Here is a 24,480-nt window from a genome sequence, read left to right as displayed (position 1 = left end):
TAGTGCCAGTACGCCCGGTTGCAATTTGTTCTTCCTTTATCCACCCGAGCGCCGGACAGCAGCGAAAGGCACCGATATGCTAGCGCCGACAAATCCCGTGGGCCGCAGGGCACCGGCATCCGGAACGACCCGAATGTCCGATGCTTCGCCGCTCTAAACAGGCACCTCGACGCTCATACGCGGAAAACCCACGCCTTTACTGCAGGGCCTGCGGCAGAAACAATGCGATTGACGGAAAGGCGATCAGCGCAAAGACCATCACAAGCATGGCGACCACATAAGGAATTGTGCCCACCATGACCTCGGACAGCGTGCCTGATTTACGGGCCCCCTGGACCACATAAAGGTTCAGCCCGACCGGTGGCGTGATCAGTGCCATCTCGATGAGCACAATCATCAGGATCCCGAACCAGATCGGATCATACCCCTGTGCAACCACGAGCGGCACTATAATCGGAATGGTCACGACCATGAGTGACAGGGTTTCGATGAAGAAGCCAAGCAGGATATAAAGAACCACCACCACCATGATCGTGCCCAGAGGTGTCAAACCCAGACCGTTCATGAAATCCGTCAGCTCGCGCCCCAGGCCTGCGGAGGCCAGCGTGAAATTAAGAAATGATGCGCCTATCACGATCAGCATGATCATCGAGGTAATTTTCACGGTCCCAAGCACGCTCTGGCCCAGCATGTCAAACGACACACCGCCAAAAAAGAACGCGATCAGCAGCGCGCCGGCCACTCCCACGGAGGCCGCTTCGGTCGGTGTAGCCCAGCCTTTGTAGATCGACCCGACAATCAGGCCAAAAAGCAGCAGGATCGGAATAAGGTCCACCAGCGCGCGTATCATCTGCGCCAGCGGAAAGGTACGGCGAACCCCGCCCAGAGAAGGTCTGAGAATACACAGAAGTACAGTGATCACCATAAACGCCAGTGCAAGACCGAGGCCCGGCAACAAGCCCGCGAGGAAAAGTTGCGGGATAGAGGACTGCGTCAGAAAACCATAGACGATGAGGTTGATGGACGGCGGGATCATAATCCCAAGCGTGCCGCCTGCGGCAATGGCGCCGGAAAACAGCCGCGGATCATAACCCAGTTTTTCCGCCTGCGGCATCGCGACGGTCGCCACGGTTGCTGCTGTTGCGACGGATGATCCGGAAGTCGCGGAAAACATGGTGGCTGTGGCAATATTGGCGTGCACCAGTCCCCCGGGCAGCCAGCTCACCCAGCGGTCAAGCGCTGCATAGGTGCGGGTGGCCACGCCGCTGCGCACCAGTATTTCGCCGAGCAGAACAAAGAAGGGGATCGCGATCAGCGTTGCTGAATTTGATGCCGACCAGACCATGTTGCCGAGCCCGCGCGTCAACGGGAAAGCCGAAAAGAAGCTATCCACCCCGAAGCCGAGCAGAAAAAGCACGATCCCGACAGGAATTGACAGTGTAAGCAGGCCAAGCAGCCCCGCGGCAACAGATCCGATCATTGCAGCATATCCTGTTCAGCAAAGGCACCGACCGCCGTCTCAACCTCGCCGTGGCGCCCTTTGAGCGTCAGCGACAGTGCGACGAGAGTCATTACGCAGGAGACCACAGCAAACCACACCCAGCCCGCAAACCACGGTGTCTGAACCCAGATCAGCGGGGTTTCGAGCGGCGTGTTCGCGCGCGATCCATTGGTCAGCGAACGCTCCACCACCGGCCAGGCTTTGACGGCGATCATAACAATAACGGCGCTGAGCACGATCATGGAGAAGACGTCAAACAGCGAGCGGACAAACTCTCCCGCCCGCGATCGCAACAAATCGATGCGCACATGGCCCAGTTCAAGGAGCGTAAAGGCCATGCCCCATGAGGTAGCAATGGCCATAACATAACCGCTGATCTCGTCTGTTCCCCCCAGAGATGACCCCAGACGGCGCAGAATTATATCAAGCAACACAATGCCCGCGCAGGCAAAAAGCATGATCCCCACGATCAGGGCAACAGCCCGGTTGATCCGGCGCAACGCGTTGATAATATCCTGTTCCATCTGAGATCTTTCTCCCCGGGAGAGACTTATTTGATTTCGACGCCGACAACCTGACCGACGGACGCGTTCCAGCGCTGAGCCCAGTCGCCACCGGCACGTTCCGCCCAGTCAGGCAGTACCTCAGTGGTCAGGATCTCACGGGCTTTGGCAAAATCAGCATCCGAGGCCTCAACCAGAACCATCGAGCGGCTCTCGCCCGCGGGGCAGTCGCCGTTTCCGGTCAGGCAGGAAATATCATCAACGAGTGCTGTCTGAGCGCTTGCCCATGCAGGATCTTCGAAGCTGGTTTTGACTTCGGAAGCAATCAGCTCCTGGGTCGCAGCATCCAGACCGTTCCATTTGTCGAGGTTCATCGCTGTGACCACCGAATCCCAGCCACCCAGCGGCAACGGCATGAGGTGCGTTGAGACCTCCCACCAGCCGGCGCTGTAACCCGAGCCCGCGCCCGTGACGGCGCAGTCAACCACACCGTTCTGCAAGGCGCCCGGCACTTCGGAGAAGGACACGTTGACGCCCTCCGCACCCAGCGCTTCGAGCAGCTTTGCGGTCATCCGGCCGGATGCACGAACTTTCAGTCCCTGCAGATCGTCAAGCCCGGCAATCTCATGATTGCAGAAGACCACCTGCGGCGGATAGGGCGCGATCGCCAGTACGTGCGCATTGAACCGGTCGCGGTAGATATCGGCGACCATCGGTCGGGCTGCATCAACCATCGCGCGGGCTTCGTCCGCGGTCAGCGCCAGCAACGGAACATCCAGCCCTTCCAGTTCGGGCGCATCGGCAACGGCATAATCCGCAACGGTCATGGCGACGTCGTAGACGCCCTGACCCAGGAGCGGGTAAATGTCGCCAAGGCCCAGACCCATCTGGTTATGCGTGGTCAGCTCAACGGTCAGGCCGCCATCCGAGGCCGCCGGCAGAGTTTCACTCCAGAACGGTGCCTCATATTGCTGGTGCAGCGGCAGACTGGACCAGCTGCCCACAACAGACAGTGTTTCGGCCGTGGCCGGGGCGGCCAGCGCGGTTGTAGCGGCCAGAAGGGTAAGTGTTTTGCGCATAATTAACTCCTTGTTGGATTTTGTTCAGTGTTGGTGTGCTTTGAAGACAGGGATATCCGCATCCTCCGCCACATCCGCGACCAGCATGTGGCCCGGTGCATGGGTGATGCAGAACGGAATTTGAGCTTTCATCAGAACGTTTTGCGGCGTCACACCGCAGGCCCAGTAGACCGGAACCTCACCGTCAGAAACCTCAACCGGGTCTCCCCAGTCAGGCGTCTGAAGATCGGCGATGCCGAAGCTGTCTGACGGGCCCTTGCCAATGGGTGCACCGTGCGCGTGAGGATACCGGGCGCTGATCTCCCAGGCATCCTGCACCCGCGCCTCCGGGATCGGCCGCATGGTCACGACCATCTCACCACCGAAAGGACCGGCCGGAGCAAGAGCGATATTGCTGCGATACATCGGCACCGTCTGATCGAGATCGATGTGTTTGACAGCGATCCCCTGCGCCATGAGCGCATTTTCAAAGGTAAAAGAACATCCCAGTGCCACGGTCACGAAATCGTCCTGCCAGCAGGCGGAAATATCTGTCACTTCCTCGTCAAAGACACCGTTTCGAAACAGTCGGTAGCGCGGCACATCCGTTCGTATGTCGATGTCTTCGCCAAGATCAGGCAGCGCCGGGTTTCCGGGCTCACCCACAGCCACAATCGGGCAGGGCTTGGGGTTCAGCTCGCAAAAGCGTATAAAATCAGCAGCATATGCCTCCGGAAGGATTGCCAGATTGCACTGCAGCTTACCCGCAGCAAGGCCCGCCGTGTGACGGGCATAGCCGCCTGCACGGATCAGCCGGCGCAGCGCATGGACATCCAGATCTTTCAGGCTTTCCTTTACAGACACGTGAGCCCCCCGGCGTCGGTTGTGCGGAATATTTCCACCGGACAACACTCCCGCGTCTGGTTGGTGCAGTCAAATTGAATGTTTAGAAGGATTTTGATAGAAATTATTTATCATATAGGGAGATCAGGTTGCGGATCAGGAATCTCGACACTTTTTACTGGATTGCCACCCTGCGCAGTTTCCGCGCGGCGGCTCTGAAGCTCAATCTGTCTCAGCCTGCTGTGAGTGCGCGCATTCAGATGCTGGAGCAGGACCTCGGGACCACGGTTTTTCTGCGTGGTGTCCGTAACGCCGGGCTGACACCGTCGGGGCGGCGTCTGTTGCCGATGGCGCGGCGGTACATGGCGCTTGAGCAGGATATTCTGGAGGCATTCAGCGGTCAGACCAATGTCAAACAGTCAATCCGGCTGGGAGCGTCAGAGACCATCGTAGCAACATGGCTGCCGGATTTTCTCAGCCAGCTCAGTGACACCCGTCAGGGCCTTTCGTTTGATCTGATGGTGGATTCCACCGACAGTCTGCGCAATGCACTGGTCTCGCGCGAGATCGATCTTGCCTTTCTGATGGGGCCGGTCGCAGAGGCCAGTATTACAAATCGCGATCTGTGCAGCTTTGACATGATTTTCGCCGCGACCCCGGCACTGGCGGCGAAACCAAGGAAATGGAGTGTGGAAGAGCTCGCAGCACAGCCCGTACTGACCTTTGCCAACAACACCAAACCCAGCCGGCTTTTGCGAGAATTGCTCGCACCGCATGCACGGCCGACACTGGATATGTCGACCTCATCATCGCTGGGCGCTCTGATCAGACTGGCGGTTGCGGGCTTTGGCATCTGCGCCATCCCGGCGGCTGTCATCCGCGAAGAACTGGCGGACGGGCGGCTCGTTGTTCTGCCCACGGATGTCGATCTGCCGCCCATCGCCTTCACAGCAAGCCACGTGACAGGCAGTCCGGTGAGCGACCTTATGGCAGGCGTGACGCGGGAGGCAAATGCGTTTCTGGAAGACCGGATGTTCCGGCAGACCTATGGCGATACGGCAGCGGGCTGAACCACTACCCCTGATTACGCAGCCATTCCATCACAGCCGGGCGCACTGACATCTCGCCACGATGACGCGCATCTGCGATGACTTTGCGCACTTCTCCCAGGTCGGACCGGCGCAGAAGACTTTTGACCGGGCCGATTGACGCAGGCCGCATTGACAAGGACCGCAGCCCGATGGCTGCAAAACACAGCGCTTCGACGGGCCGGCCAGCATCCTCACCGCAAAACGACAGCGGTGTTCCGGTCTTTTCGCAGCGCTCGACGATATTCTCGATGAAACTCAGAAACGACACGTTCAGCGTGTCATAGCGCCGCCGTACCCGTTCGTTTTCCCGGTCAGCCGCAAAGAAAAACTGTTTCAGATCATTGCCGCCGATCGACAGGAAATCGACTTCCTCAAAAAACTTCATCGGCGCAAAGCCCAGGCTCGGCGTCTCGAGCATGGCACCGATCTTAACTGTTTCGGGCAACGGATGACCGAGGCGCTCTTCGGCCTGCAGAGTTTTGTCCATGAGCCTGCGGGCTTCGCGATATTCCTCGAACTGAGCGACAAACGGAAACATCACCGTCAGCGGCCGCCCTTCGGCCGCCCGGATCAGCGCCTGAAGCTGCATCCGCATAATCCCCGGCTTGTCGAGGCCCACCCGGATCGCCCGCCAGCCCAGCGCCGGGTTCGGCTCGTCGTTGGGTTTCATATAGGGCAGCACTTTGTCAGACCCGATATCCAGTGTTCGGAAGACCACAGGCTTGCCACCGGCGGCATCCAGAACGCGTTTGTAAAGGGCGACAAGCTCGCCCCGTCGCGGCATCTGATTGCGCACCAGAAACTGCAGCTCGGTGCGAAAGAGCCCGACCCCTTCAGCCCCGGAGGACGGCAGCGAGGGCAGATCAGCCATCAGCCCGGCGTTCATAAAAAGCCCCACCGTGTTGCCACAAAGCGTCGTGGCGGGCTTGTCCCGGATCGAAGCATAGCGCTCCTGTGCTTCCGCCAGCATCGCAATTTTGTCGCGAAATGCGGTCACAACGGTGTCGTCCGGGCGCAGATGCACAATGCCCTGCTCACCATCGACCATAATCTGATCACCGTTCAGCGCTTCGGTGGTCACGCGGCTTGCATGCACCACCAGCGGGATCGCCAGAGCGCGCGCGACGATTGCCGCATGGCTGCCGACCGAGCCTTCTTCAAGTACGATGCCGCGCAGGCTGCGCCCGTATTCCAGCAGTTCCGCAGGCCCGATATTGCGCGCAACGAGGATCGGGTTTGCAGGCATCTCTGCACCCGTATCCTTGCCCTGCCCGGTCAATATCCGTAACAGCCGGTTACTAAGATCATCCAGATCACTCAGGCGTTCGCGCAGGTAATTATCGGTCACCTGCCCCATCCGGGCCCGTGCGAGAGACTGCTCTTTTTCAACAGCTGCCTCAGCGGACAGACCACCGCCGATGTCGTCTTCCATCCGGCGCATCCAGCCTTTGGAGTTGGCGAACATCCGGTAAGCTTCAAGAACCTGGGCCTGGTCTTTATCCTGGGAGCCGGCGATTTCGAGCATCTTATCGACACCAACACGCAGCTGCTCCACGGCTTCGCGCAGCCTTTCTATTTCGCGCACCGGATCATCGGCGATCGGGTTGGTGACCACAACACGGGGTTCATGCAGCCAGACATGGCCCTCTGCCGCCCCTTCCTGACCGACAGTGCCGCGAAACATCGCTGGCTGCGAATGGCGGGCAGACATGGCAGCGCCTTCACCGACAAAGGCACCAAGCTCGGTCATTTCCGCAAGCACCATCGCGACCACTTCCAGTGCATAGACCTCGTCGGCGGAATAGACCCGCGCGGCCCGCGATTGTACCACCAGAACTCCGAGCGCCTCGCCCAGCCGCTGCACCGGCACACCCAGAAAACTGGAATAAATTTCTTCACCTGTTTCGGGCATAAAACGAAAACCGCGCGCCTGCGGCGCATCAGGTTCGTTGATCACAGACCGGCGCCGCGCCACGAGGCCGACAAGCCCCTCTCCGACTTTCATCCGGGTCTGGTGCACCGCGTCCTGATTAAGACCTTCTGTAGCGCAAAGCTCCAGTGTCTCATGATCCCGGAACAGATAGATCGAGCAGACTTCGCACCCCATGCTGTCGGCGATCAGATGCGTTATTTTATTGAGCCGGGCCTGCCCTTCGACATCACCCGCCATTGCATCACGCAAACGGCCCAGCAACACGCGGGACCCTGTTTCGGGGCGTTCTGCCACCTGGTACTGCCTCCCGGTTCAGCGGTTTCCGGATTCAGCCAACCGGCTCAGGCCGCTTTATCCAGCTCAAAAGCATCATGCAGTGCCTGTACGGCGAGTTCCATGTATTTCCGGTCGATCAGCACAGAAATCTTGATCTCTGACGTCGTAATGACCTTGATGTTTATGCCCTCTGCACTGAGCACCTGAAACATCTTAGCCGCAACACCCGTGTGGCTGCGCATGCCGATCCCGACGACGCTGACTTTGGCCACGTCGGTGTCCGCTATCACGTCCTGATAGTTGATCACCGCATCGGCCTTGGCTGCCTCGACCGCCTTTTGTGCCCGCATCACCTGATCGGTGGGGCAGGACCAGGTCATGTCGGTGCGCCCCTCTTCGGCGATGTTCTGAACGATCATATCGACATTCACGCCACCGTCGCTGAGGGCGGTGAAAATACTGGCGGCGATCCCGGGGCGGTCGGCAACACTCACCAGCGTCATCTTTGCCTCATCCCGGCTGAACGCCACACCTGCAACGACATTGCTTTCCATAATTTCCTCCTCATCACAGACGAGCGTGCCCGCATCATCCGACTGTTCTTCGAAACTGCTCAGCACCCGCAGCTTTACCTTGTAGCGCATCGCAAGCTCAACCGATCGGGTCTGCAGCACACGCGCGCCCAGCGAGGCAAGCTCAAGCATTTCCTCAAACGCGATGCGGTCCAGTTTACGCGCCTTGCTGCTGACCCGCGGGTCGGTGGTATAAACACCGTCCACATCCGTATAAATATCACAGCGCTCCGCTCCGAAGGACGCAGCAAAGGCCACTGCTGTCGTATCTGATCCGCCGCGCCCCAGGGTGGTGATACGTCCTTCCGGGCTCACGCCCTGGAAACCGGCGACGACGGCCACCCGCATCCCTTCGGCAAATTTGCTGTTGATGTTGTCTGTGGGGATCTCTTCGATGCGCGCGGAGGAATGGGCGGACGTGGTGCGGACAGGCACCTGCCAGCCCTGCCAGCTGCGCGCGGGTACGTCCATCTCCTGCAGTGTCAGCGCCATCAGGCCGGCCGTGACATTCTCGCCTGACGAGACAACCGCATCGTATTCGCGCGCATCATAAAGAGGGGAGGTTTCATTCACCCAGCCCACAAGCTCATTGGTCTTGCCGGACATGGCCGAAACGATGACGATGACATCATAGCCTTTTGAAACCTCGACGCCCACGCGCTTTGCCGCGCGCCTGATGCGGTCCGGGGTGGCCACCGAAGTGCCACCGAATTTCATCACAAGAACAGGCATATCCCGCATCCCCCAGACCAGTCGGGCGCGGTTTACGCGCAGACCGCGCAGATCACAAGTCTCACGCGTTTCCGGAGGCGTGATTTCTCAGGATGCAGTATAGGGGCACCCCGGCAGGGCCGGCTGCGGGCCTTTTGTTCAGCCACTCATTCAAACCTGTGCAGAAAGCTTAGTATGGATGCGCACGACCATCCCAGGTCTCGAAACATCCCGTTGTTTGTATGTTCAGCCCATCAAACCGCGCCATCAGACCGGCCACGGCAGTCTCGACAGTTATATCGGCCGACATACTGCCCATATCCGTTTTCACCCAGCCGGGATGATAAATACCGACAGCGATGCCTTCCGGTGCGAGGTCAGCCGCAAGGTTCCGTCCCAGATTGAGCACGGCAGCCTTGGAGGCCCGGTACACATAGCTGCCTCCGGGCGCGCGTTCACTCGAGGCCATCTGAGACGATATGATCGCAATCTTTCCGGCTTTCGCGCGGCGCAATGCCGGTAACAAGGCTTCGATCGTCAGAAACACGCCGGTAACATTCGCGGCAAAACTGCGCGCCCAGATCTCCGGCTGGTACCCCTCGCCGATCACATGGCCTTTATCAAGATAGACCCCGGCATTGCACACCAGCAAATCAACCGGCCGGTCCCCCAGCGATCCGGCAAAGCGCTCAACGGATGCTGCATCGGTCACATCCAGATGCCAGCCGCCATCGCGCGTCGTCCCGATCACGTCTGTGCCGCGCGCGGCATAAGCCCGGGCCAGCCCTTCGCCGATCCCGCGGCTTGAGCCGGTAATTACTACTGTCATTTCTCAGTTCGCCTTCTTACCCGGAAGAAATGGCAGTGGCGCCACCGGCACGCCATCCTCGATCAGCTGTCTGGCTTCCGCAGCATTCGCTTCGCCGTAAATCGCCCGCTCCGGCGTTGCGCCAAGATACATTGACCGCGCCTCGCTGGCAAAACCCGCGCCCACGTAATCTGCATTTTCCTCTACATAGCGGCGCAGTTTTGCGATTTTCAGGGTTGTCTCGTTGTCGGGGGTATTCAGGTCGGGTTTCTCGGGCGTATCGGCCGATGCAACCCGGGGCGCCATCATTGCCTTTTCCACGCCATGAGAGCCACATTCCGCGCAGGACAGATGCCCCGCCGCGCGCAGCGTTTCATAAGCGCCCGCTGACTGAAACCAGCTGTCAAAGCGGTGTCCCTGATCACATTTCAGCGTGTAGCTGATCATTCGAGAACGGTCTCCTAAGGACGTTGCAGTTACCGAAGAGATGGGGCGCAAACCTCTCCGGGTCAAGTCGCCTCAGATCGGGCGCCGCGGATCAAAATCCAGCAAAATACGTGCCAGTTCAGGCTCATCCACCATTTTGGCGGCCTTTTTGCGCGACACCCAGCGGCGCTCGCGTTCGCCCGCTTCGGGGTATTCATCAGCGATTGAGCTTACCTCGACGGCAAAGATCATCCCAAGACAGGGAAAATGGCCATTTTCGTCAGTTTCCTTGCTGTAGGAGTAAATACCGAGGCACCGGCCGTCCGACTGACCGCGCACGCCGGCCTCTTCCCATGCTTCCTGAGCGGCGGTCTGCGCCGGGGTCAGCCCGTGCATTGGCCAGCCCTTGGGAACAATCCAGCGACGGGTGCCGCGCGAGGTGATCAGCAAAATCTGAATCTTGTCTTTACGGATGCGGTAGCACAACGCAGCAAACTGGGACCGCACGTCATATTTGCGCGATCCTGAAACGGAAATGGGGAGCTGTTTGATCATGTCTCGCTTAAGCGAACTCTGTCTGTAAAACTGTTAATTTTCTGTTATCTCCGCTTCAGATAACTATGCCAGAACTTAGTCAGATTGCCAAGTAATACAACCGTCCGGCACAAGATGTACCCTGCGTGCCTCGTATTGCCACTAGGGGCAGGTTCGCGACGCGCGTCAGGCCAGCGCTCTTTTGCTTATTCTGCGCCGGAGTTTTTCGGCCAGTTCTTCCAGCGGCACATCCGCCTCGATGGCAAGTCGACGCAACCCGAAATGGACGTGCGCCACCTCCTGATAATAGCTGGTATAGGCGTAATTCGTCGCCGCACCGGCCACTGCACCCAGCACCGGGACCGTCTGTGCGGCCAGCTTCTGACCCAGAACGGTCGCCAGACGCGGCGCCACTTTGGCAACGATGCCGCGCACCGCGTGGCCCGATAGCGCGATACGCGTTGACAGAAAGGCAAGGTCCGCACCGTCATCTTCTTTCAGAGGTCCGGCGCTTGCGAAAACGGTGATACAGTCGAACTGAACACTTTCACTTTCAGGATCAAAGCCTTCTTCGGCAGCCACTCCCTGAATGACCCGCAGCAGCAACGTCGTCGTCACCGGCAGCTCCGCCAGCGCTGTGGGCAATCCGCCCATTCCGCCGACCGCGCCCATCGCAGCACCCACCGCAGAATTGAGCCAGCTTTTCTGGTCCGCGACAACACCGCGGCTGGAATTTGCAGCCTTCATCGCCTGGGTCAGAGCCGCGGTTGTCGCGTCCTGAAGACCAGCACGCACCGGCTTTGGCAGCCGGTCAAGCACGTTTTCCGCACTGCCACCGATCATATTCAGCAACTCGATCCCCAGACCGGAGGCACCCTTGTATCGCGCGGCAAGCGCGTCGAGTTCAGCCTCCACATCCACCGGGGGCCCGCTGTGCACCGTCACATCCATCACTTTCTCCTTCACACAAAGAAGATGGGCAGCATTACCTCAAAATCAATTGCCGGGCCACCGCGCGACCTCACCCTGCACCCCGTCCCATGCACCGGTAAGCAGCGCCTGGCCCAGCACCCGCTCCGGATTGGTGGGCGGAGGCATCGTCACCCCCTCTAGTTGGTGAAAGCCGAAACGGCTGTAATACGGAGCGTCGCCCACAAGCATCACCCGCGACCAGCCCCGCAGTACAGCCAGCCCCAGCGACTCGCGGATGAGGACCGCAGCCAGACCTTCGCCCTGCCGGGTCGGGTGCACGGCCACCGGCCCAAGCAGCAGCGTCTCCGCCTTTCCGACCATGACCGGCCAGTAGCGGATTGCCCCGGCGAGGATACCATCCTTGTCGCGCGCCACGAGACTCAGCCCGGGAACCGGGGGAATATCATCGCGTAGACGGTAAGACGACAGCGCCTCGCGCCCGGGCGCAAAGCACAGATCAAAAAGCGCTTCGACCTCATGCCAGTCCTGCGCGGTCTCTGTCATCACATCATACACGCGAGCCGCTATGCCTTGCCCGGCCCGGGTTTTCAACTGGTCCCCGTCAGACAGGTGCGTTACACGGCGGGCAATCGATCAGGAGCCCACAATGTTCTACCGCCCCGCTGACGGACACGGCCTGCCCCACAACCCGTTCAACGCCATCGTGACACCACGTCCCATCGGATGGATCTCGACGCGCGATGCACAGGGCCGCAATAACCTCGCGCCCTATTCGTTTTTTAATGCCGTGGCCTATGTCCCGCCGCAGGTCATGTTTGCGTCTACATCATCAAAAGAGGACCGTGGCGACACCAAAGACAGCGTCGGCAACATCCGCGAAACGGGCGTGTTTTGCGTCAACATCGTAGAATATGCGATGCGCGATGTGATGAACCTTTCCTCGGCAATGCTGCCGCGCGAAACCGATGAGTTTGAGCACGCCGGCATCACACCGGCCGAATGCTCCGAAATTGCCTGCTCACGGGTGGCATCAGCACCGGCCTCGCTTGAATGCCGGATGACACAGATCGTACAAATGGAAGGAGAGAGCAATTTCGTGGTCTTCGGCGAGGTTGTCGGCGTGCACATGCGCGACGATGCGATCGTCGACGGGCGATTTGACGTCACTACATATCAGCCTCTGTCCCGCATGGGTTACCGCGATTATACAGTTGTCCGAGAGGTCTTTAATCTCTCGAGGCCCGATGATTGACCGCGCAGAAACATACCCCATCCTGCTCCCTGACGGCACGCCACACAAAGGCACCGTCTTTCTGGCGCGTGTGATCGACCATCCGCAGTTTGAGGTCGGTGATTTCACCTATGCCTCGGATTTCGATCCACCTGACGACTGGGCGACGCATCTCGCCCCCTATCTCTTTGCGTTCTCCACCGAAAAACTCACAATCGGCCGCTTTTGCCAGATCGCCCATGGTGTGCGTTTTATCACCGCATCCGCCAGCCATGACGCCAGCGGTATCACCACGTTCCCCTTCCCTGTCTTTGACGCAGACAGCCGCGACGGCTATCAGCCGGACCGGCGCGACACTGTGATCGGCCATGATGTCCGGCTGGGATATGGCGCGATGGTGATGCCCGGCGCGCGCATCGGAAACGGAGTGATCGTGGGCGCAGGTTCTGTCGTGCGGGGGACGCTGCCCGATTATTGCATCGCCACAGGAAATCCTGCCGAAGTGGTCCGCATGCGCTTTGAGCCGGATGAGATAACACATCTCAACGCACTGGCCTGGTGGGACTGGCCCGCAGACCGGATTACCGCGTCACAGGACGCGCTTATGTCAGCTGACATCGAAGCATTGACCCGTCAGGCACCGCGCAGCGCGACCTGACCACGGGACGGCGGGCGGGGCGTCTTGCGCGGCAGCGCAAGAGCGACGCGCGACGTCAGTGACCGCCCAGAATGCCTGTGCGCACCTGATAATTAACCGCCAGCGCATAGTCGGGATCATCATCGCTGTCGATCATCAGGTGGCCTGCTTTGGCCAGCAAGCGGTGGCAGTCCCGGCTCAGATGGCGCAGCTGTAACCGCTTGCCGACCTCCTCATACTTGCCGGCCACCGCCTCGATCGCCTGCAGTGCTGACTGATCCACCACCCGGCTGTCGGCGAAATCGACGATTACTTCTGACGGGTCACCCTGAACGTCGAATAATTCCGAAAATCCTTCGCTGGATCCGAAAAAGAGTGGCCCCTGCACCTGATAAACTCTGGCACCTTCCGGGGTTGTATAGGTCTTGGCATAAATCCGGCGCGCATTGTTCCAGGCATAGGCCAGAGCGCTCACGATCACGCCGACGACCACCGCGACAGCGAGGTCTTCCATCACCGTCACCACCGTCACCAGCAGGATCACAAATGCATCCGTCAGCGGAACTTTGCGCAGGATGGTCAGCGAGTTCCAGGCAAAGGTGCCGATGACCACCATAAACATGACACCGACCAGAGCCGCGAGGGGAATAAGTTCGATCACCGATGAGCCCACGAGGATAAAGAGCAGCAGAAACACCGCCGCGGCAATACCCGCGACCCGTGTCCGGCCACCCGATTTCACGTTGATCATCGACTGGCCGATCATTGCACAGCCACCCATTCCACCAAAGAAACCAGTCACTGTATTGGCCACACCCTGAGCGATACATTCCTGGCTGGCACCACCGCGCTGATTGGTCATATCTCCCACCAGGTTCAGCGTCAGAAGGCTCTCAATCAGACCAATGGCGGCGAGGATCACCGCATAGGGCAGAATGATTTCGAAGGTCTCAAAAGTCAGCGGCACCATAGGTATATGGAACGGCGGCAAGCCACCCTGAATGGATGCCAGATCGCCGACCCGCGGAACGTCCAGACCAAAACCGATCACCACCGCTGCAACAATACCGATCCCCGCAAGCGGCGCAGGCACTGCCTTGGTGATGCGCGGCATGATCCAGATGATCACCATCGTCGCGGCCACCAGAACCAGCATCAGAACAAGCGGGCCGCCTGAAAGCCATTCACCGCCCCCCAGGCCGTGGCCTGTGTTTTCCATGGTTCCCGGCACTTTGAACTGGCTCATCTGCGCCAGGAAAATAACGATCGCGAGCCCGTTCACAAAACCCAGCATCACCGGATGCGGCACCAGGCGAATGAACTTTCCCCACTGCATGACCCCGGCGAAGACCTGCAAAAGCCCCATCAGCACCACAGTGGCGAAAAGATATTCCACACCGTGTTCTGCGACCAGCGCCACCATCACAACCGCAAGCGCACCCGTGGCCCCCGAAATCATGCCCGGGCGGCCCCCGATGAGCGCGGTGATCAGACCAACAAGAAACGCTGCGTAAAGCCCGACCAGCGGGTGCACACCCGCAACAAATGCAAAGGCCACAGCTTCGGGCACCAGCGCCAGCGCAACGGTCAGTCCCGAGAGCAGTTCAATACGCAGCCGAGCAGGCGTAAGTCCTTCTTTCGGCGCCCACCGCAGATCCGTAACGTCAAGATTTTTTGCAAAAGAACGGAACGTCGTCTTAGCCATGCATGGCTCCTCGTGGTGTCGTTGAGCGGGAGGGGGTCAGGCACTCAGGCCTTGCGTTGCGCGCTGCCTAGACTGTTTGATGCGAAATGAAAACCCCCGCGGCACAGTACCGGTATGATGCATCGTGGTAAAAATCCGGTGAAACTGCCCGCAGCGAGACAATCGTTACTCTCTTCAAATAAACACGTCGCCCTGAAAATCTGTCACCGGCCGGCGCACCCCGGGCCACCGCGCGCACCTTTCACATCTCTTTGATGACAGGGTGACATTTCTCATACTTCACCATGTTGAATTCCCGCCGGAACAGCGCCACGATCTGCGGACAGGCCATCAGGAGACCACTATGACAGAGACAAAAATCGCCGTGATCGGCGGCTCGGGCATTTATGACATCGAGGGCCTTGAAGACGCCGCCTGGACTTCTGTTGACACACCCTGGGGCGCGCCGTCCGACGCGGTGCTGACCGGTTCACTGGGCGGTGTCGGAATGGCTTTTCTGCCGCGGCACGGCCGGGGCCATGTGCACAGCCCGACAACTGTGCCCTATCGCGCAAACATCGACGCCCTCAAACGCCTCGGCGTCACCGACGTGATTTCGGTCTCCGCCTGCGGGTCATTCCGTGAAGAGATGGCCCCCGGGCATTTTGTCATTGTCGATCAGTTCATTGACCGCACTTTCGCACGGGAAAAATCATTCTTCGGCACCGGCTGCGTGGCCCATGTGTCGGTCGCGCACCCGACATGCCCGCGTCTGGGGGCGGCCTGCCTGACGGCCGCGCAGGATGCCGGCATCACTGTGCACAATGGCGGCACCTATCTGGCGATGGAGGGCCCGCAGTTCTCGACCCTGGCGGAATCAAAAATGTATCGCGAAAGCTGGGGCGCGGACGTAATTGGTATGACCAATATGCCAGAGGCCAAACTCGCCCGGGAGGCCGAACTTTGCTATGCATCAGTCGCTATGATCACAGATTACGACAGCTGGCATCCTGAGCACGGCGAGGTTGATGTGAGCGATATCATAAAAACGCTGATGGGAAATGCGGGCAAAGCCCGGGATCTGGTGCGTCGCCTGCCGGGCCTGCTGGGGGCTGACCGCGCGCCCTGCCCGCACGGCTGTGACCGGGCCCTTGAGTATGCGATCCTGACGCAGTCCGATGCGCGTGACCCCGCAGTAGTTTCAAAACTCGACGCTGTTGCAGGGCGTGTGCTCTAGACGATGCCATCCACAATGGCGAGGTCGGAATGCGCCGCGCTCTGCCGGGGAGCCGACAGTACGTTGTATTCTGAAACCGCAAGCCGGCTTTCGGCGGCTGCGCGGTCAGCAAACTGTGCCATTACTATTTTCCGGTACGCACACATACCCTCTGCCATTGATCTCTCACCCGATGTCGTTGCATGGATTTTGCTGCCATGGCTCTCAGATACCGGCATGAGCCCCGCAAGGTGAGACCAGTAGCGCTCTGAATGGTGGTTATCCCGCTGTCCGATGACATTAATTCACACAGCGGCGATGCCGCCTTCTTTTATTCGTTTCTGCACCGGGTGGTCACGCTTCACATTGTCAAAGGGTCTGATCTTGCGCAAGACTGGCCCCGGACCTGACACCAGGAGACGCACATAATGCCCCTCGATATATGGCTGACCTTTGTGGCCGCCTCGAGCGCCCTTTTGCTGATCCCCGGGCCGACCGTTCTGCTGGTGCTGTCCTATGCACTTTCAAAAGGGCGCAGTGTGGCTCTTGCCTCTGCTGCTGGCGTGGCGCTGGGGGACCTTGTCGCAATGACCGCCTCGCTGGTCGGCCTGGGGGCGCTGGTACTGGCCTCCGCCACAGCCTTTAGCCTGCTCAAATGGACGGGCGCTGCCTACCTGGTCTGGCTGGGCATCCGGCTTATGCGGTCCGCCCCGTCTGGCGGGCTCGCCCCGGCAAAGGACGTGAACCCGCGCAGCGTTTTCGGGCACACAGCGACTGTCACAGCGCTGAACCCCAAATCCATCGCTTTTTTCATCGCCTTCGTGCCGCAGTTTATCCGGCCTGATGCGCCGCTGTTGCCGCAGTTCGCCATTCTCATCAGCACCTTCGTGGGGCTCGCTGCACTCAACGTGCTGGCTTATGCATTGCTGGCCGACCGGCTGCGCGGCCTGATCGCGCGGCCTTCTGTCATCACCTGGGTCACCCGCGCCGGCGGGGCCACACTCATTGCAATGGGCGCGCTCACCGCAACGCTGCGCCGCGCAGCCTGAAAAGGAATAAACACCTCATGAAAACCGTTCAGGACTACATCCGCACCATCGTCGATTTCCCCCATGAGGGGATCATGTTCCGCGACGTGACAACGCTTTTTGCCGATCCGCGCGGGTTCCGGATGGCCATCGACCAGATGCTGCACCCCTATGCCGGGATCGACATCGACAAGGTCGTGGGGCTGGAGGCGCGCGGGTTCATTCTGGGCGGCGCAATCGCCCATCAGCTCTCCGTCGGTTTCGTGCCGGTCCGCAAGAAGGGCAAGCTCCCCGGCACCACCATCAGTCAGGAATACAAGCTTGAATACGGAGAGGCGATTGTCGAGATCCACGACGATGCAATCCAGGCCGGCGAGAAAATACTGGTGGTAGATGATCTGCTGGCCACGGGCGGCACCGCCGAAGCGGGGATAAAACTAATCGAACGGCTGGGCGGAGAAATCGTATCCTGCGCATTTATCATCGATCTGCCGGAGCTTGGCGGACGGGCGAGACTTGAGGCGATGGGCATGGATGTACATGCGCTCTGCGCTTTTGAAGGTCTGTGATATGGCCGCGCCTGCCAGTCCTGCCTCATCCGGAAGATACACCATATGACATCGCGCTGGAACATTCTTGCCGTTCTGTTTTTCGCCCGCACGGCGATGGCGTTTCAGTATCAGTCTGTCGCGGCACTCTCGCCGCAGCTCGTTGACAGCTATCTGCTGAGCATTGCCGATCTGGGCATTCTGATCGGCCTTTATCTCGGGCCAGGCATCTTTGTGGCAATCCCCGGTGGAACGATTGCCGCCCGTTTCGGAGATAAGCGAGTCACGATGGCCAGCCTCGGCCTGATGCTGGCCGGTGCCGTGATGATCACCTTTGCCCGCGACTGGAACCTGATCGCGGCCGGTCGGGTCCTGGCGGGCGTCGGCGGTGTAGTGATCAACGTAATCATGACAAAGATGCTGGTCGACTGGTTTGAGGGCCGGGAGATCGGCACCGCGATGGGGATTTTTATCTGCTCATGGCCCGCGGGGATTGCGCTGGCGCTGCTCATTCTGCCGGTGCTTGCGGCAGGTGGCGGCCTCGTACTCGCTGACACCGGGGTCATCACGATCATCGCGGTGGCAATCGTGGCGCTGGCGGTGATATACCGGCCTGCCGGCGCGTCTGCTGCTGTGGCTGCCGGCGCGCCCTCGCGGCGGTTGCCCGTGACGCCACTGCTCGCCGCCGGTGGCGTCTGGGCCCTGTACAACGCCGGCTGCGCGATGGTGTTTGCATTCGGACCGCTGCTGCTGACCGAACGGGGCATGACCGCGGCCACCGCCGGCCCGGTCATCAGCTTTTTCATGTTCACGCTGGCCATCGGCGTTCCGTCAGGCGGCCTTCTTGCCGACAGGACCGGTCGCACGGTCGCCATCATCTTTGCCAGCCTGCTGAGCTTTGCTCTGTGTCTGCTTATCCTGCCCGTCGTCCCCCCCGCCCTCGCGCTGCCCGCGTATGGTATTGCCGGTCTGATCGCCGGCCTGGCGGCAGGTCCCGTGATGACCCTGCCCTCAAAAGTTCTTGCACCGCCGGCCCGGGCGCTCGGAATGGGCGTCTTTTTCACCATATACTATGTCGCGATGATGAGTGCGCCGGCCATCGGCGGCCATTTTGCGGAAAAGGCAGCCGATGCCGGTGCCGCCTTTCTTTGCGGTATCGTGATGATTGCATGCGCACTGGGCTGTCTGCTCATATATCAGCGCAGCGCTGTACCGGCACAATCTGCGGCCTGAGCCTTATGCGCGCAGCACGGCACCCGGGTTCATAATCCCCAGCGGATCAAGCGCATGTTTGATCGCCCGCATCGCACAGAGCTTCGCAGGATCGCCATAGCGTTCCAGATCACCTACCTTCAGCCGCCCCACTCCGTGTTCCGCGCTGAAGGAGCCGTCAAACTCATGCACCAGATCATGTATTGCCCGCTGCACATTTTCACGGTCACCCAGATGATCCTTCTTGCTGCGCCCCTCCACAGGGAAAATATTATAGTGCAGGTTGCCGTCACCCATGTGTCCGAAACAGTTGATCCGGAATTCCCCGACCGTCGCGATGCGTGCCGGGCCGGCTTTGATGAAGTCAGCCAGTGCACCGAGCGGCAGGGAAACATCGCTGGAGACCACTGCACCGATGCGTTTGTTGGCCTCCGGGATATGCTCGCGCACTGACCAGAAAGCGTCGCTTTGCTGCGCGCTCTGGGCAATCACGCCGTCGATGACCAGATCCTTTTCAAGACCGTGCTCAAAGAGGTCCTCAAGTGCAGACTGCGCTTTCATACCGGCCGCTACGCCTACCTCGATAAGAACAGACCAGTCCGGGGCCGCCTCAAAGGGTTGCCTTATCTCAGGCAGCTCCTGTCGGAGAAAGGCCAGCCCCTGTCCGCTGATCAGCTCAAACGCGCTGACCATATCTCCGAGCCGCTCACGTGCCATCGAGAGCAACGTGAGCGCCGCCGCCGGAGAGGCGACAGAAAATACTGCAGTCCCGATGTCGTGAGGCTGCGGAAACATCTTCATCGCCGCCGCCGTAATCACACCAAGCGTTCCTTCAGACCCGATCAGGAGATTACGCAGGTCATAACCGGTGTTGTCTTTTCGCAAGCGCCGCAACCCGTGCCAGATCTGCCCGTCCGGCAGCACCGCCTCGAGGCCCAGACAAAGATCGCGGGTATTGCCATAGCGCAGCACCCCGGTACCGCCTGCGTTCGTGGCAAGGTTGCCGCCGATGCGCGCGGTCCCCTCCGCCGCCAGCGACAATGGAAAAAGCCGGCCGGCGTCACGCGCGGCCGCCTGCACGTCGGCAAGGATCACACCGGCTTCAACGATCAGGACGTTCTCTTCGGGCCAGACCGCGCGCACTGCCGTCATCCGCTCCAGCGATAGGATCAGTGGCAAAGGCCCCTCAGGCGATATCTGCGCGCCCACCAGACCGGTGCCGCCGCCATAGGGAATGACGGGAACCCGCGCCTCAGACGCTGCACGGATGAGGCCGGCCACCTCCTCAACGTTGCGCGGCTTTGCCACCAGCGTCGGCCGCCCCTGCCAGGTGCCGCGCGGCTCTTCAAGGTATCGCGGCTCGGTATCCGCAACGATATCATCGGAAAACTGCGCCTTGAGCCGCGCCGCAAACTCTGTGTCAGCTGAAATAAGGGTCATAAAACCTGATCCCCTTTCCGGTGGCGATATGCAAGCGGGTAGCCTGCCTATTCGCTCAGGTATTCCGGCCGCAACACCATGATTGTGGGCCGCGAGGGCAGTTTATCCAGCGAAATCTCCAGAGACGGCGCGCCGGTGTCTATCACGGTGAACTCATCCGACATGCCGGCCAGAAACTCATCCAGCGCATAAAGAGAGAACCAGTGCATCGGGATCACAACGGAGGAGCGCAACCTCTTGAGCACCCGCGTCATCGTCGGCAGATCCAGTGTATAGCCCCCGTCCACCGGTGCCATCACCACATCGAGCCGCCCGATCGCGGCATATTGCTCTGCATCCGGTTCGTGATGCAGATGCCCCAGATGCCCGATGCAAAGCCCTGCCATCTCGAAAATGAAAATCGAATTGCCCTCGGTCTCGAGATCTGAAAACTGCGAGCGGATATCGGTGGAGACGTTGCGTACCAGCACCTCGCCCAGATCCAGACGATGATCGATGCCCGCACCAAACTCACCCCAGCCCGGCAGCACATGCGGAATTGCAGGATCGGGAAAAGCCGTCCAGTGCGTGTCATGCGCATGGTTCATCGTCACCACATCCGGGATCCAGGGCAGCGTGCCGGTGTAGCCGGTGTAATCGGTCACCATATTCAGCCCGCCATGGCTGCGGATGAGGAAACTGGCGTGATTGATATAATGCAATCTGACCGTCTCTGACGGAACGGGCCCGAGGGCTGCAGGCTGCACATATTCCAGTCCCGGCGCGGACTGTGCAAGCGCCACACAATGGCTCGGCGTGCGCTCCTGCGCAGAAATGCCGGCGGCGGATAACAACAGCAAAATGAATGCGCGGATCAGCATGGTCAGTTCCCCCTGTCGTTAAAGACAATAGCGCACCCCGAAGTAAAATCAGCACCCTGACCCCGTCGCCGCACAAATCCTGCGGTCAACTGCCTCATCTTACGGCAAAAGTGCGCGCGCCGAAGGCGCATCCTGGTCCCGTTCCGCAGGAAAGGGACCGGGGCCTGTCGCGCGGCGCAGCCGCTCAGTTTAACACGAAGGTCTCAGGAGGCCGCGGCTTTGCCACGCCTGTCGCCGCGCAGGGCTGCATAAAGCACATGCGTACGCCAGCGCCCGTCAATCTGCAGATAGCTTTGCGCCACACCCTCATATTTGAACCCGGAGGTCTCCAGCAATCCGCGGGAGGCCGCGTTCTCCGGCAGGCATGCCGCCTCGATCCGGCTCAGGTCGAGCCGCGTAAAAGCGTGATGTACAAGTGCTGTGATCGCTTCACGCATATAGCCCTGGCGCGCAAAGGGCTCGCCGGTCCAGTATCCCAGCGTGCCGGCCTGAGCAGGCCCGCGCCGGATATTGTCGAGCGTAATGGCACCCAGCAGCACAGAATCGCTGCGTCGGATCAGGAAAAGCGGCAGGGCCGTGCCACCCGAGACCGACCTCTGTGCCCAGTAGACCCGGTTGGTAAAGGCCTTGCGTGTCAGATGATCATCCGCCCAGCTCGGCTCCCATGACCGCAGGTAGTCAACGCTTTGCGCGCGCAGCACCGACCAGGCCCGGAAATCCGAGTGCACCGGCGGGCGCAGCGTCATCCGCTCCGTTTCTATCTTCAGTTTGCGAAAGCCGCGCAGCATCAGGCCGCCCGGCGCTCCTGCAACCGCTCAAGCGTCGGCGCGTCTTCAACCGGACCATAAAGCGCCATGGCCGCAGGCGCAGCAGAGGCCATACCTTCAGCAAACTCGCGCACATCCCCGGTCGTGACCGCATCAATGAGCTCTACGGTTTCCTCAAGTGGCGGCACCCGGTCCCAGATCTGCACCAGCCGCGCCAGACGTTCGGCGCGGTTGGACGGGCTCTCCAGCCCCATCAGCAGACCCGCTTTCATCTGCACCCGCGCGCGGGCCACCTCAGCCGGCGACATGTCACTCGCCGCGCGTTTCATCTCGTCGATGGTGATCTCCGCGAGTTGCGACAGCCGCGCCGCCGAGGTGCCGGCATATATCGTGGTCATGCCGGTATCCGCGTAGGCCCCGGCCTGAGCAAAGATGGAATAACACAGCCCGCGGTTTTCGCGGATCTCCTGAAAGAGCCGGCTGGACATACCCCCGCCAAGGGCGGACGCATATATCTGAGCTGTGTAGATCGCATTGTCCCGGTATCCGGGGCTCTCAAAGGCCATCGCAAAATGAGCCTGCTCCAGCGCTTTGACCTGCCGCCGCTCACCACCGGCAAACTGCGCGGCCTTCACTGTGGCAGCAGGGCGCACTTCCATCTCTCCGAAGAGCTCTTCGGCAAGCCGGACAATCGCCTCGTGATCAACGGCACCGGCCGCTGCCAGGATCATCTGCTCAGGCCCGTAGTGCTGGGTGATGAATTTCTTCAGATCCGCCCGGGTAAAGGCCGAAACCCGTTCCGCCGGTCCCAGGATCGTGCGGCCCATCGGATGATCGGGATAGGCCTCTTCCTGAAGCCAGTCAAATATCACGTCATCGGGGGTGTCCAGAGCCTGACCAATCTCCTGCAGAATTACGCCGCGCTCAACCTCAATCTCCGCCTTTTCGAGCGTCGGGTTCAGCAGAATATCCGAGATTACATCCAGCGCCAGCGGCACGTCGTTTTCCAGCACACGTGCATAATAGGCCGTTACCTCACGGCTCGTGTAGGCATTGATATAGCCTCCCACATCCTCAATACTTTCCGCAATCTGCAACGCCGATCGCCGCTTGGTGCCCTTGAACGCCATATGCTCGAGGAAATGGGCGATGCCGTTCTGTCCGGGCTTTTCATGACGCGCGCCGGCGGTTACCCAGACCCCGACGGAGGCCGAGGCGAGACCCGGCATATGTTCGGTCACGATACGAAACCCGTTGGCCAAACGGTGCTGTTCTAATGTCACGCTGAGATAGTCTCCCTGATAAACCCCTTCAGAGCCTCCAGATCATCCGGCACCCTGCTCACCCTCTCGCTGCGTTCATACAGGTCAGCCATGCGCGGGGGCAAGGGCGGGCGGATGCCCGAGGCCTGCTCAACCGCATCGGGGAATTTCGCCGGGTGCGCAGTCGCCAGGGTGATCATCGGCGTGCCGGTCTCGCGCTGCGCCTTAGCCACGCGGACACCGACCGCAGAGTGCGGACAAAGCAGCTCACCGCTGGCTTTCAGCTCTGAGGTGATCGTGGCCGAGGTTTCCGCCTCAGAGACGCGCCCGGAGCTGTAATGCGACTGCAGAACCTGCATCGCCCCCTGGCTTACATCAAAGCCCCCTGCTTTCAGCTCGTCCATCAGCTGCACCACGGCCGGCGCTTCCCGGTCATAGGCATCAAAAAGCGCACGTTCAAAGTTTGAGCTGACCTGAATGTCCATCGACGGGCTGATCGACGGCACCGTCTCGCCCTTGTGATAGCCCTGCCCCGACAGGCAGCGATGCAGAATGTCGTTCTGATTGGTCGCCACGACCAGGCGATCGACGGGCAGCCCCATCCGCTTGGCGATGTAGCCGGCAAAGATGTCACCGAAGTTACCCGTAGGCACGGTAAAGCTTACGGATCGGTGCGGTGCACCCAGAGCGACAGCAGAGGAGAAGTAATACACGACCTGCGCCAGCACACGGCCCCAGTTGATCGAATTCACACCGGCGAGCCGTACGCCGTCGCGGAACTCAAAGTCATTGAACATATCTTTGAGCCGCGCCTGGCAGGCGTCAAAATCCCCGTCCATAGCTAGCGCGTGCACATTGCTTTCCTGCGGGGTGGTCATCTGGCGGCGCTGCACTTCCGAGATGCGCCCGTGCGGGTACATGATAAACACATCCACATTGTCGAGCCCGCGGAACGCTTCAATCGCCGCCGACCCGGTATCGCCGGATGTAGCCCCCACAATCGTGACGCGCTCACCCTTGCGCCCCAAAGCGGTCTGGAACATCTGGCCGATGAGTTGCATGGCAAAGTCTTTGAACGCCAGCGTCGGCCCGTGGAAAAGCTCCAGCAGAAAATGCCCCTGGTCGAGTTGTTTCAGCGGTGCACGGGCAGCATGACCAAAACCTGCATAAGCGCGGTCGATGATCCCCTCGAATTCGTCGTCGGTAAATACATCACCCACAAAAGGCCGCATCACCCGGTAAGCGATTGCCTCATAGCTCAGCCCCTCAAGAGCGGCGATTTCGGTGGCGGTCATCTGCGGGATCGTCTCCGGCACATAAAGCCCGCCGTCCCGGGCAAGGCCCGTGAGCATTGCCTCTTCAAAATTCAGAACGGGGGCTGTGCCGCGGGTCGAGATGTAACGCAT

General features: G+C 60.2%; 25 protein-coding genes. 7 read left to right on the top strand and 18 right to left on the bottom strand.

Features of this window, described 5'->3' with window-relative positions; all coding sequences use genetic code 11:
• Positions 1–196: 196 nt before the first annotated feature.
• The 4 genes from Q0M35_RS00765 to Q0M35_RS00750 are packed head-to-tail and all read right to left on the bottom strand — an operon-like array spanning position 197 to position 3,926.
• Positions 197–1,480 carry a TRAP transporter large permease gene (locus Q0M35_RS00765; protein ID WP_295311205.1) on the bottom strand — a complete coding sequence of 428 codons (1,284 nt, stop codon included), beginning with the start codon at positions 1,478–1,480 and terminating at the stop codon, positions 197–199.
• A complete protein-coding gene (locus tag Q0M35_RS00760) occupies positions 1,477–2,025 on the bottom strand; it encodes a TRAP transporter small permease (protein ID WP_295311203.1) in 549 nt (182 codons plus the stop codon). The genes Q0M35_RS00765 and Q0M35_RS00760 overlap by 4 nt, the downstream gene beginning before the upstream one ends.
• A gap of 26 nt (positions 2,026–2,051) precedes the next feature.
• Positions 2,052–3,083 carry a TRAP transporter substrate-binding protein gene (locus tag Q0M35_RS00755; protein WP_295311202.1) on the bottom strand — a complete coding sequence of 344 codons (1,032 nt, stop codon included), beginning with the start codon at positions 3,081–3,083 and terminating at the stop codon, positions 2,052–2,054.
• A 24-nt stretch (positions 3,084–3,107) separates the two neighbouring features.
• Positions 3,108–3,926, bottom strand: a complete 819-nt coding sequence (locus Q0M35_RS00750) for a putative hydro-lyase (protein WP_295311200.1) — start codon at positions 3,924–3,926, stop codon at positions 3,108–3,110.
• A 128-nt stretch (positions 3,927–4,054) separates the two neighbouring features.
• Here Q0M35_RS00750 and Q0M35_RS00745 point away from each other — a divergent pair, with 128 nt between their 5' ends.
• A complete protein-coding gene (locus Q0M35_RS00745; protein WP_295311198.1) occupies positions 4,055–4,975 on the top strand; it encodes a LysR family transcriptional regulator in 921 nt (306 codons plus the stop codon).
• Between the two features lie 4 nt (positions 4,976–4,979).
• On the opposite strand, the gene ptsP is transcribed toward Q0M35_RS00745, so the two are convergent.
• The 7 genes from ptsP to Q0M35_RS00710 all read right to left on the bottom strand — a co-directional run bounded on the left by ptsP (position 4,980) and on the right by Q0M35_RS00710 (position 11,732).
• On the bottom strand, positions 4,980–7,223 hold the full coding sequence (gene ptsP / locus Q0M35_RS00740) for a phosphoenolpyruvate--protein phosphotransferase (RefSeq protein ID WP_295311196.1): 2,244 nt from the start codon (positions 7,221–7,223) through the stop codon (positions 4,980–4,982).
• Between the two features lie 47 nt (positions 7,224–7,270).
• Entirely contained in the window at positions 7,271–8,509 is a 1,239-nt protein-coding gene (locus Q0M35_RS00735; protein ID WP_295311194.1) for an aspartate kinase, read from the bottom strand.
• A 169-nt stretch (positions 8,510–8,678) separates the two neighbouring features.
• Positions 8,679–9,317 (bottom strand): SDR family oxidoreductase, encoded by a 639-nt coding sequence (locus tag Q0M35_RS00730; protein ID WP_295311193.1) that lies wholly within the window; start codon positions 9,315–9,317, stop codon positions 8,679–8,681.
• 3 nt (positions 9,318–9,320) lie between these two features.
• Entirely contained in the window at positions 9,321–9,743 is a 423-nt protein-coding gene (locus Q0M35_RS00725; protein ID WP_295311192.1) for a DUF1178 family protein, read from the bottom strand.
• Between the two features lie 72 nt (positions 9,744–9,815).
• Positions 9,816–10,277: an NUDIX hydrolase gene (locus tag Q0M35_RS00720; protein ID WP_295311190.1), complete on the bottom strand. Its 462-nt coding sequence runs from the start codon at positions 10,275–10,277 to the stop codon at positions 9,816–9,818.
• Between the two features lie 165 nt (positions 10,278–10,442).
• Positions 10,443–11,207: an EcsC family protein gene (locus Q0M35_RS00715; RefSeq protein ID WP_295311188.1), complete on the bottom strand. Its 765-nt coding sequence runs from the start codon at positions 11,205–11,207 to the stop codon at positions 10,443–10,445.
• 45 nt (positions 11,208–11,252) lie between these two features.
• Complete coding sequence (locus tag Q0M35_RS00710; protein ID WP_295311186.1) at positions 11,253–11,732, bottom strand: N-acetyltransferase; 480 nt, start codon at positions 11,730–11,732, stop codon at positions 11,253–11,255.
• A 103-nt stretch (positions 11,733–11,835) separates the two neighbouring features.
• Here Q0M35_RS00710 and Q0M35_RS00705 point away from each other — a divergent pair, with 103 nt between their 5' ends.
• Together Q0M35_RS00705 and Q0M35_RS00700 are read left to right on the top strand one after the other, a co-directional pair.
• Positions 11,836–12,441, top strand: a complete 606-nt coding sequence (locus Q0M35_RS00705) for a flavin reductase family protein (protein ID WP_295311185.1) — start codon at positions 11,836–11,838, stop codon at positions 12,439–12,441.
• Positions 12,434–13,078: a CatB-related O-acetyltransferase gene (locus Q0M35_RS00700; RefSeq protein ID WP_295311183.1), complete on the top strand. Its 645-nt coding sequence runs from the start codon at positions 12,434–12,436 to the stop codon at positions 13,076–13,078. Before Q0M35_RS00705 ends, Q0M35_RS00700 begins: the two co-directional genes overlap by 8 nt.
• 55 nt (positions 13,079–13,133) lie before the next feature.
• On the opposite strand, the gene Q0M35_RS00695 is transcribed toward Q0M35_RS00700, so the two are convergent.
• The gene (locus tag Q0M35_RS00695; protein ID WP_295311181.1) at positions 13,134–14,762 is read right to left on the bottom strand and encodes a SulP family inorganic anion transporter; all 1,629 of its coding nucleotides are present in this window, start codon (positions 14,760–14,762) and stop codon (positions 13,134–13,136) included.
• Between the two features lie 343 nt (positions 14,763–15,105).
• Here Q0M35_RS00695 and Q0M35_RS00690 point away from each other — a divergent pair, with 343 nt between their 5' ends.
• On the top strand, positions 15,106–15,978 hold the full coding sequence (locus Q0M35_RS00690) for an S-methyl-5'-thioadenosine phosphorylase (RefSeq protein WP_295311179.1): 873 nt from the start codon (positions 15,106–15,108) through the stop codon (positions 15,976–15,978).
• Here Q0M35_RS00690 and Q0M35_RS00685 read toward each other — a convergent pair.
• Positions 15,975–16,253 (bottom strand): DUF1330 domain-containing protein, encoded by a 279-nt coding sequence (locus Q0M35_RS00685; protein ID WP_295311206.1) that lies wholly within the window; start codon positions 16,251–16,253, stop codon positions 15,975–15,977. The two genes, Q0M35_RS00690 and Q0M35_RS00685, sit on opposite strands and share 4 nt — an antisense overlap.
• Positions 16,254–16,385: 132 nt before the next feature.
• Here Q0M35_RS00685 and Q0M35_RS00680 point away from each other — a divergent pair, with 132 nt between their 5' ends.
• The 3 genes from Q0M35_RS00680 to Q0M35_RS00670 are packed head-to-tail and all read left to right on the top strand — an operon-like array spanning position 16,386 to position 18,766.
• Positions 16,386–17,006 (top strand): LysE family transporter, encoded by a 621-nt coding sequence (locus Q0M35_RS00680; protein WP_295311178.1) that lies wholly within the window; start codon positions 16,386–16,388, stop codon positions 17,004–17,006.
• A gap of 17 nt (positions 17,007–17,023) precedes the next feature.
• Entirely contained in the window at positions 17,024–17,554 is a 531-nt protein-coding gene (locus tag Q0M35_RS00675) for an adenine phosphoribosyltransferase (protein ID WP_295311176.1), read from the top strand.
• A 45-nt stretch (positions 17,555–17,599) separates the two neighbouring features.
• A complete protein-coding gene (locus Q0M35_RS00670) occupies positions 17,600–18,766 on the top strand; it encodes an MFS transporter (RefSeq protein WP_295311175.1) in 1,167 nt (388 codons plus the stop codon).
• Positions 18,767–18,769: 3 nt separating this feature from the next.
• Here Q0M35_RS00670 and Q0M35_RS00665 read toward each other — a convergent pair whose 3' ends face one another.
• The 5 genes from Q0M35_RS00665 to thrC all read right to left on the bottom strand — a co-directional run bounded on the left by Q0M35_RS00665 (position 18,770) and on the right by thrC (position 24,480).
• A complete protein-coding gene (locus Q0M35_RS00665; RefSeq protein WP_295311173.1) occupies positions 18,770–20,185 on the bottom strand; it encodes an FAD-binding oxidoreductase in 1,416 nt (471 codons plus the stop codon).
• A 47-nt stretch (positions 20,186–20,232) separates the two neighbouring features.
• Positions 20,233–21,045: an MBL fold metallo-hydrolase gene (locus tag Q0M35_RS00660; protein WP_295311171.1), complete on the bottom strand. Its 813-nt coding sequence runs from the start codon at positions 21,043–21,045 to the stop codon at positions 20,233–20,235.
• A 203-nt stretch (positions 21,046–21,248) separates the two neighbouring features.
• A complete protein-coding gene (locus Q0M35_RS00655) occupies positions 21,249–21,833 on the bottom strand; it encodes a GNAT family protein (protein WP_295311169.1) in 585 nt (194 codons plus the stop codon).
• Positions 21,833–23,095 carry a pitrilysin family protein gene (locus Q0M35_RS00650; protein ID WP_295311167.1) on the bottom strand — a complete coding sequence of 421 codons (1,263 nt, stop codon included), beginning with the start codon at positions 23,093–23,095 and terminating at the stop codon, positions 21,833–21,835. The genes Q0M35_RS00655 and Q0M35_RS00650 overlap by 1 nt, the downstream gene beginning before the upstream one ends.
• Positions 23,092–24,480, bottom strand: coding sequence for a threonine synthase (gene thrC, locus Q0M35_RS00645; protein ID WP_295311165.1), 1,389 nt, complete (start codon positions 24,478–24,480; stop codon positions 23,092–23,094). The genes Q0M35_RS00650 and thrC overlap by 4 nt, the downstream gene beginning before the upstream one ends.

The sequence above is a fragment of the Roseobacter sp. genome (genome assembly GCF_024639605.1).
Taxonomy (GTDB): domain Bacteria; phylum Pseudomonadota; class Alphaproteobacteria; order Rhodobacterales; family Rhodobacteraceae; genus Roseobacter.
The sequence above is the reverse complement of the archived record's forward strand: the minus strand, read 5'-3'. Positions and strand labels throughout refer to the sequence as shown.

What these genes read in the sequence shown, in the direction of transcription:
- Q0M35_RS00760 (WP_295311203.1), bottom strand. Translation starts at nt 2,025, where the DNA reads ATGGAACAGGATATTATCAACGCGTTGCGCCGGATCAACCGGGCTGTT.
- Q0M35_RS00680 (WP_295311178.1), top strand. Translation starts at nt 16,386, where the DNA reads ATGCCCCTCGATATATGGCTGACCTTTGTGGCCGCCTCGAGCGCCCTT.
- Q0M35_RS00755 (WP_295311202.1), bottom strand. Translation starts at nt 3,083, where the DNA reads ATGCGCAAAACACTTACCCTTCTGGCCGCTACAACCGCGCTGGCCGCC.
- Q0M35_RS00660 (WP_295311171.1), bottom strand. Translation starts at nt 21,045, where the DNA reads ATGCTGATCCGCGCATTCATTTTGCTGTTGTTATCCGCCGCCGGCATT.
- Q0M35_RS00675 (WP_295311176.1), top strand. Translation starts at nt 17,024, where the DNA reads ATGAAAACCGTTCAGGACTACATCCGCACCATCGTCGATTTCCCCCAT.
- Q0M35_RS00765 (WP_295311205.1), bottom strand. Translation starts at nt 1,480, where the DNA reads ATGATCGGATCTGTTGCCGCGGGGCTGCTTGGCCTGCTTACACTGTCA.
- Q0M35_RS00665 (WP_295311173.1), bottom strand. Translation starts at nt 20,185, where the DNA reads ATGACCCTTATTTCAGCTGACACAGAGTTTGCGGCGCGGCTCAAGGCG.
- thrC (WP_295311165.1), bottom strand. Translation starts at nt 24,480, where the DNA reads ATGCGTTACATCTCGACCCGCGGCACAGCCCCCGTTCTGAATTTTGAA.
- Q0M35_RS00705 (WP_295311185.1), top strand. Translation starts at nt 11,836, where the DNA reads ATGTTCTACCGCCCCGCTGACGGACACGGCCTGCCCCACAACCCGTTC.
- Q0M35_RS00655 (WP_295311169.1), bottom strand. Translation starts at nt 21,833, where the DNA reads ATGCTGCGCGGCTTTCGCAAACTGAAGATAGAAACGGAGCGGATGACG.
- Q0M35_RS00725 (WP_295311192.1), bottom strand. Translation starts at nt 9,743, where the DNA reads ATGATCAGCTACACGCTGAAATGTGATCAGGGACACCGCTTTGACAGC.
- Q0M35_RS00720 (WP_295311190.1), bottom strand. Translation starts at nt 10,277, where the DNA reads ATGATCAAACAGCTCCCCATTTCCGTTTCAGGATCGCGCAAATATGAC.
- Q0M35_RS00710 (WP_295311186.1), bottom strand. Translation starts at nt 11,732, where the DNA reads ATGACAGAGACCGCGCAGGACTGGCATGAGGTCGAAGCGCTTTTTGAT.
- Q0M35_RS00670 (WP_295311175.1), top strand. Translation starts at nt 17,600, where the DNA reads ATGACATCGCGCTGGAACATTCTTGCCGTTCTGTTTTTCGCCCGCACG.
- Q0M35_RS00700 (WP_295311183.1), top strand. Translation starts at nt 12,434, where the DNA reads ATGATTGACCGCGCAGAAACATACCCCATCCTGCTCCCTGACGGCACG.
- Q0M35_RS00690 (WP_295311179.1), top strand. Translation starts at nt 15,106, where the DNA reads ATGACAGAGACAAAAATCGCCGTGATCGGCGGCTCGGGCATTTATGAC.
- Q0M35_RS00735 (WP_295311194.1), bottom strand. Translation starts at nt 8,509, where the DNA reads ATGCCTGTTCTTGTGATGAAATTCGGTGGCACTTCGGTGGCCACCCCG.
- Q0M35_RS00695 (WP_295311181.1), bottom strand. Translation starts at nt 14,762, where the DNA reads ATGGCTAAGACGACGTTCCGTTCTTTTGCAAAAAATCTTGACGTTACG.
- Q0M35_RS00715 (WP_295311188.1), bottom strand. Translation starts at nt 11,207, where the DNA reads ATGGATGTGACGGTGCACAGCGGGCCCCCGGTGGATGTGGAGGCTGAA.
- Q0M35_RS00730 (WP_295311193.1), bottom strand. Translation starts at nt 9,317, where the DNA reads ATGACAGTAGTAATTACCGGCTCAAGCCGCGGGATCGGCGAAGGGCTG.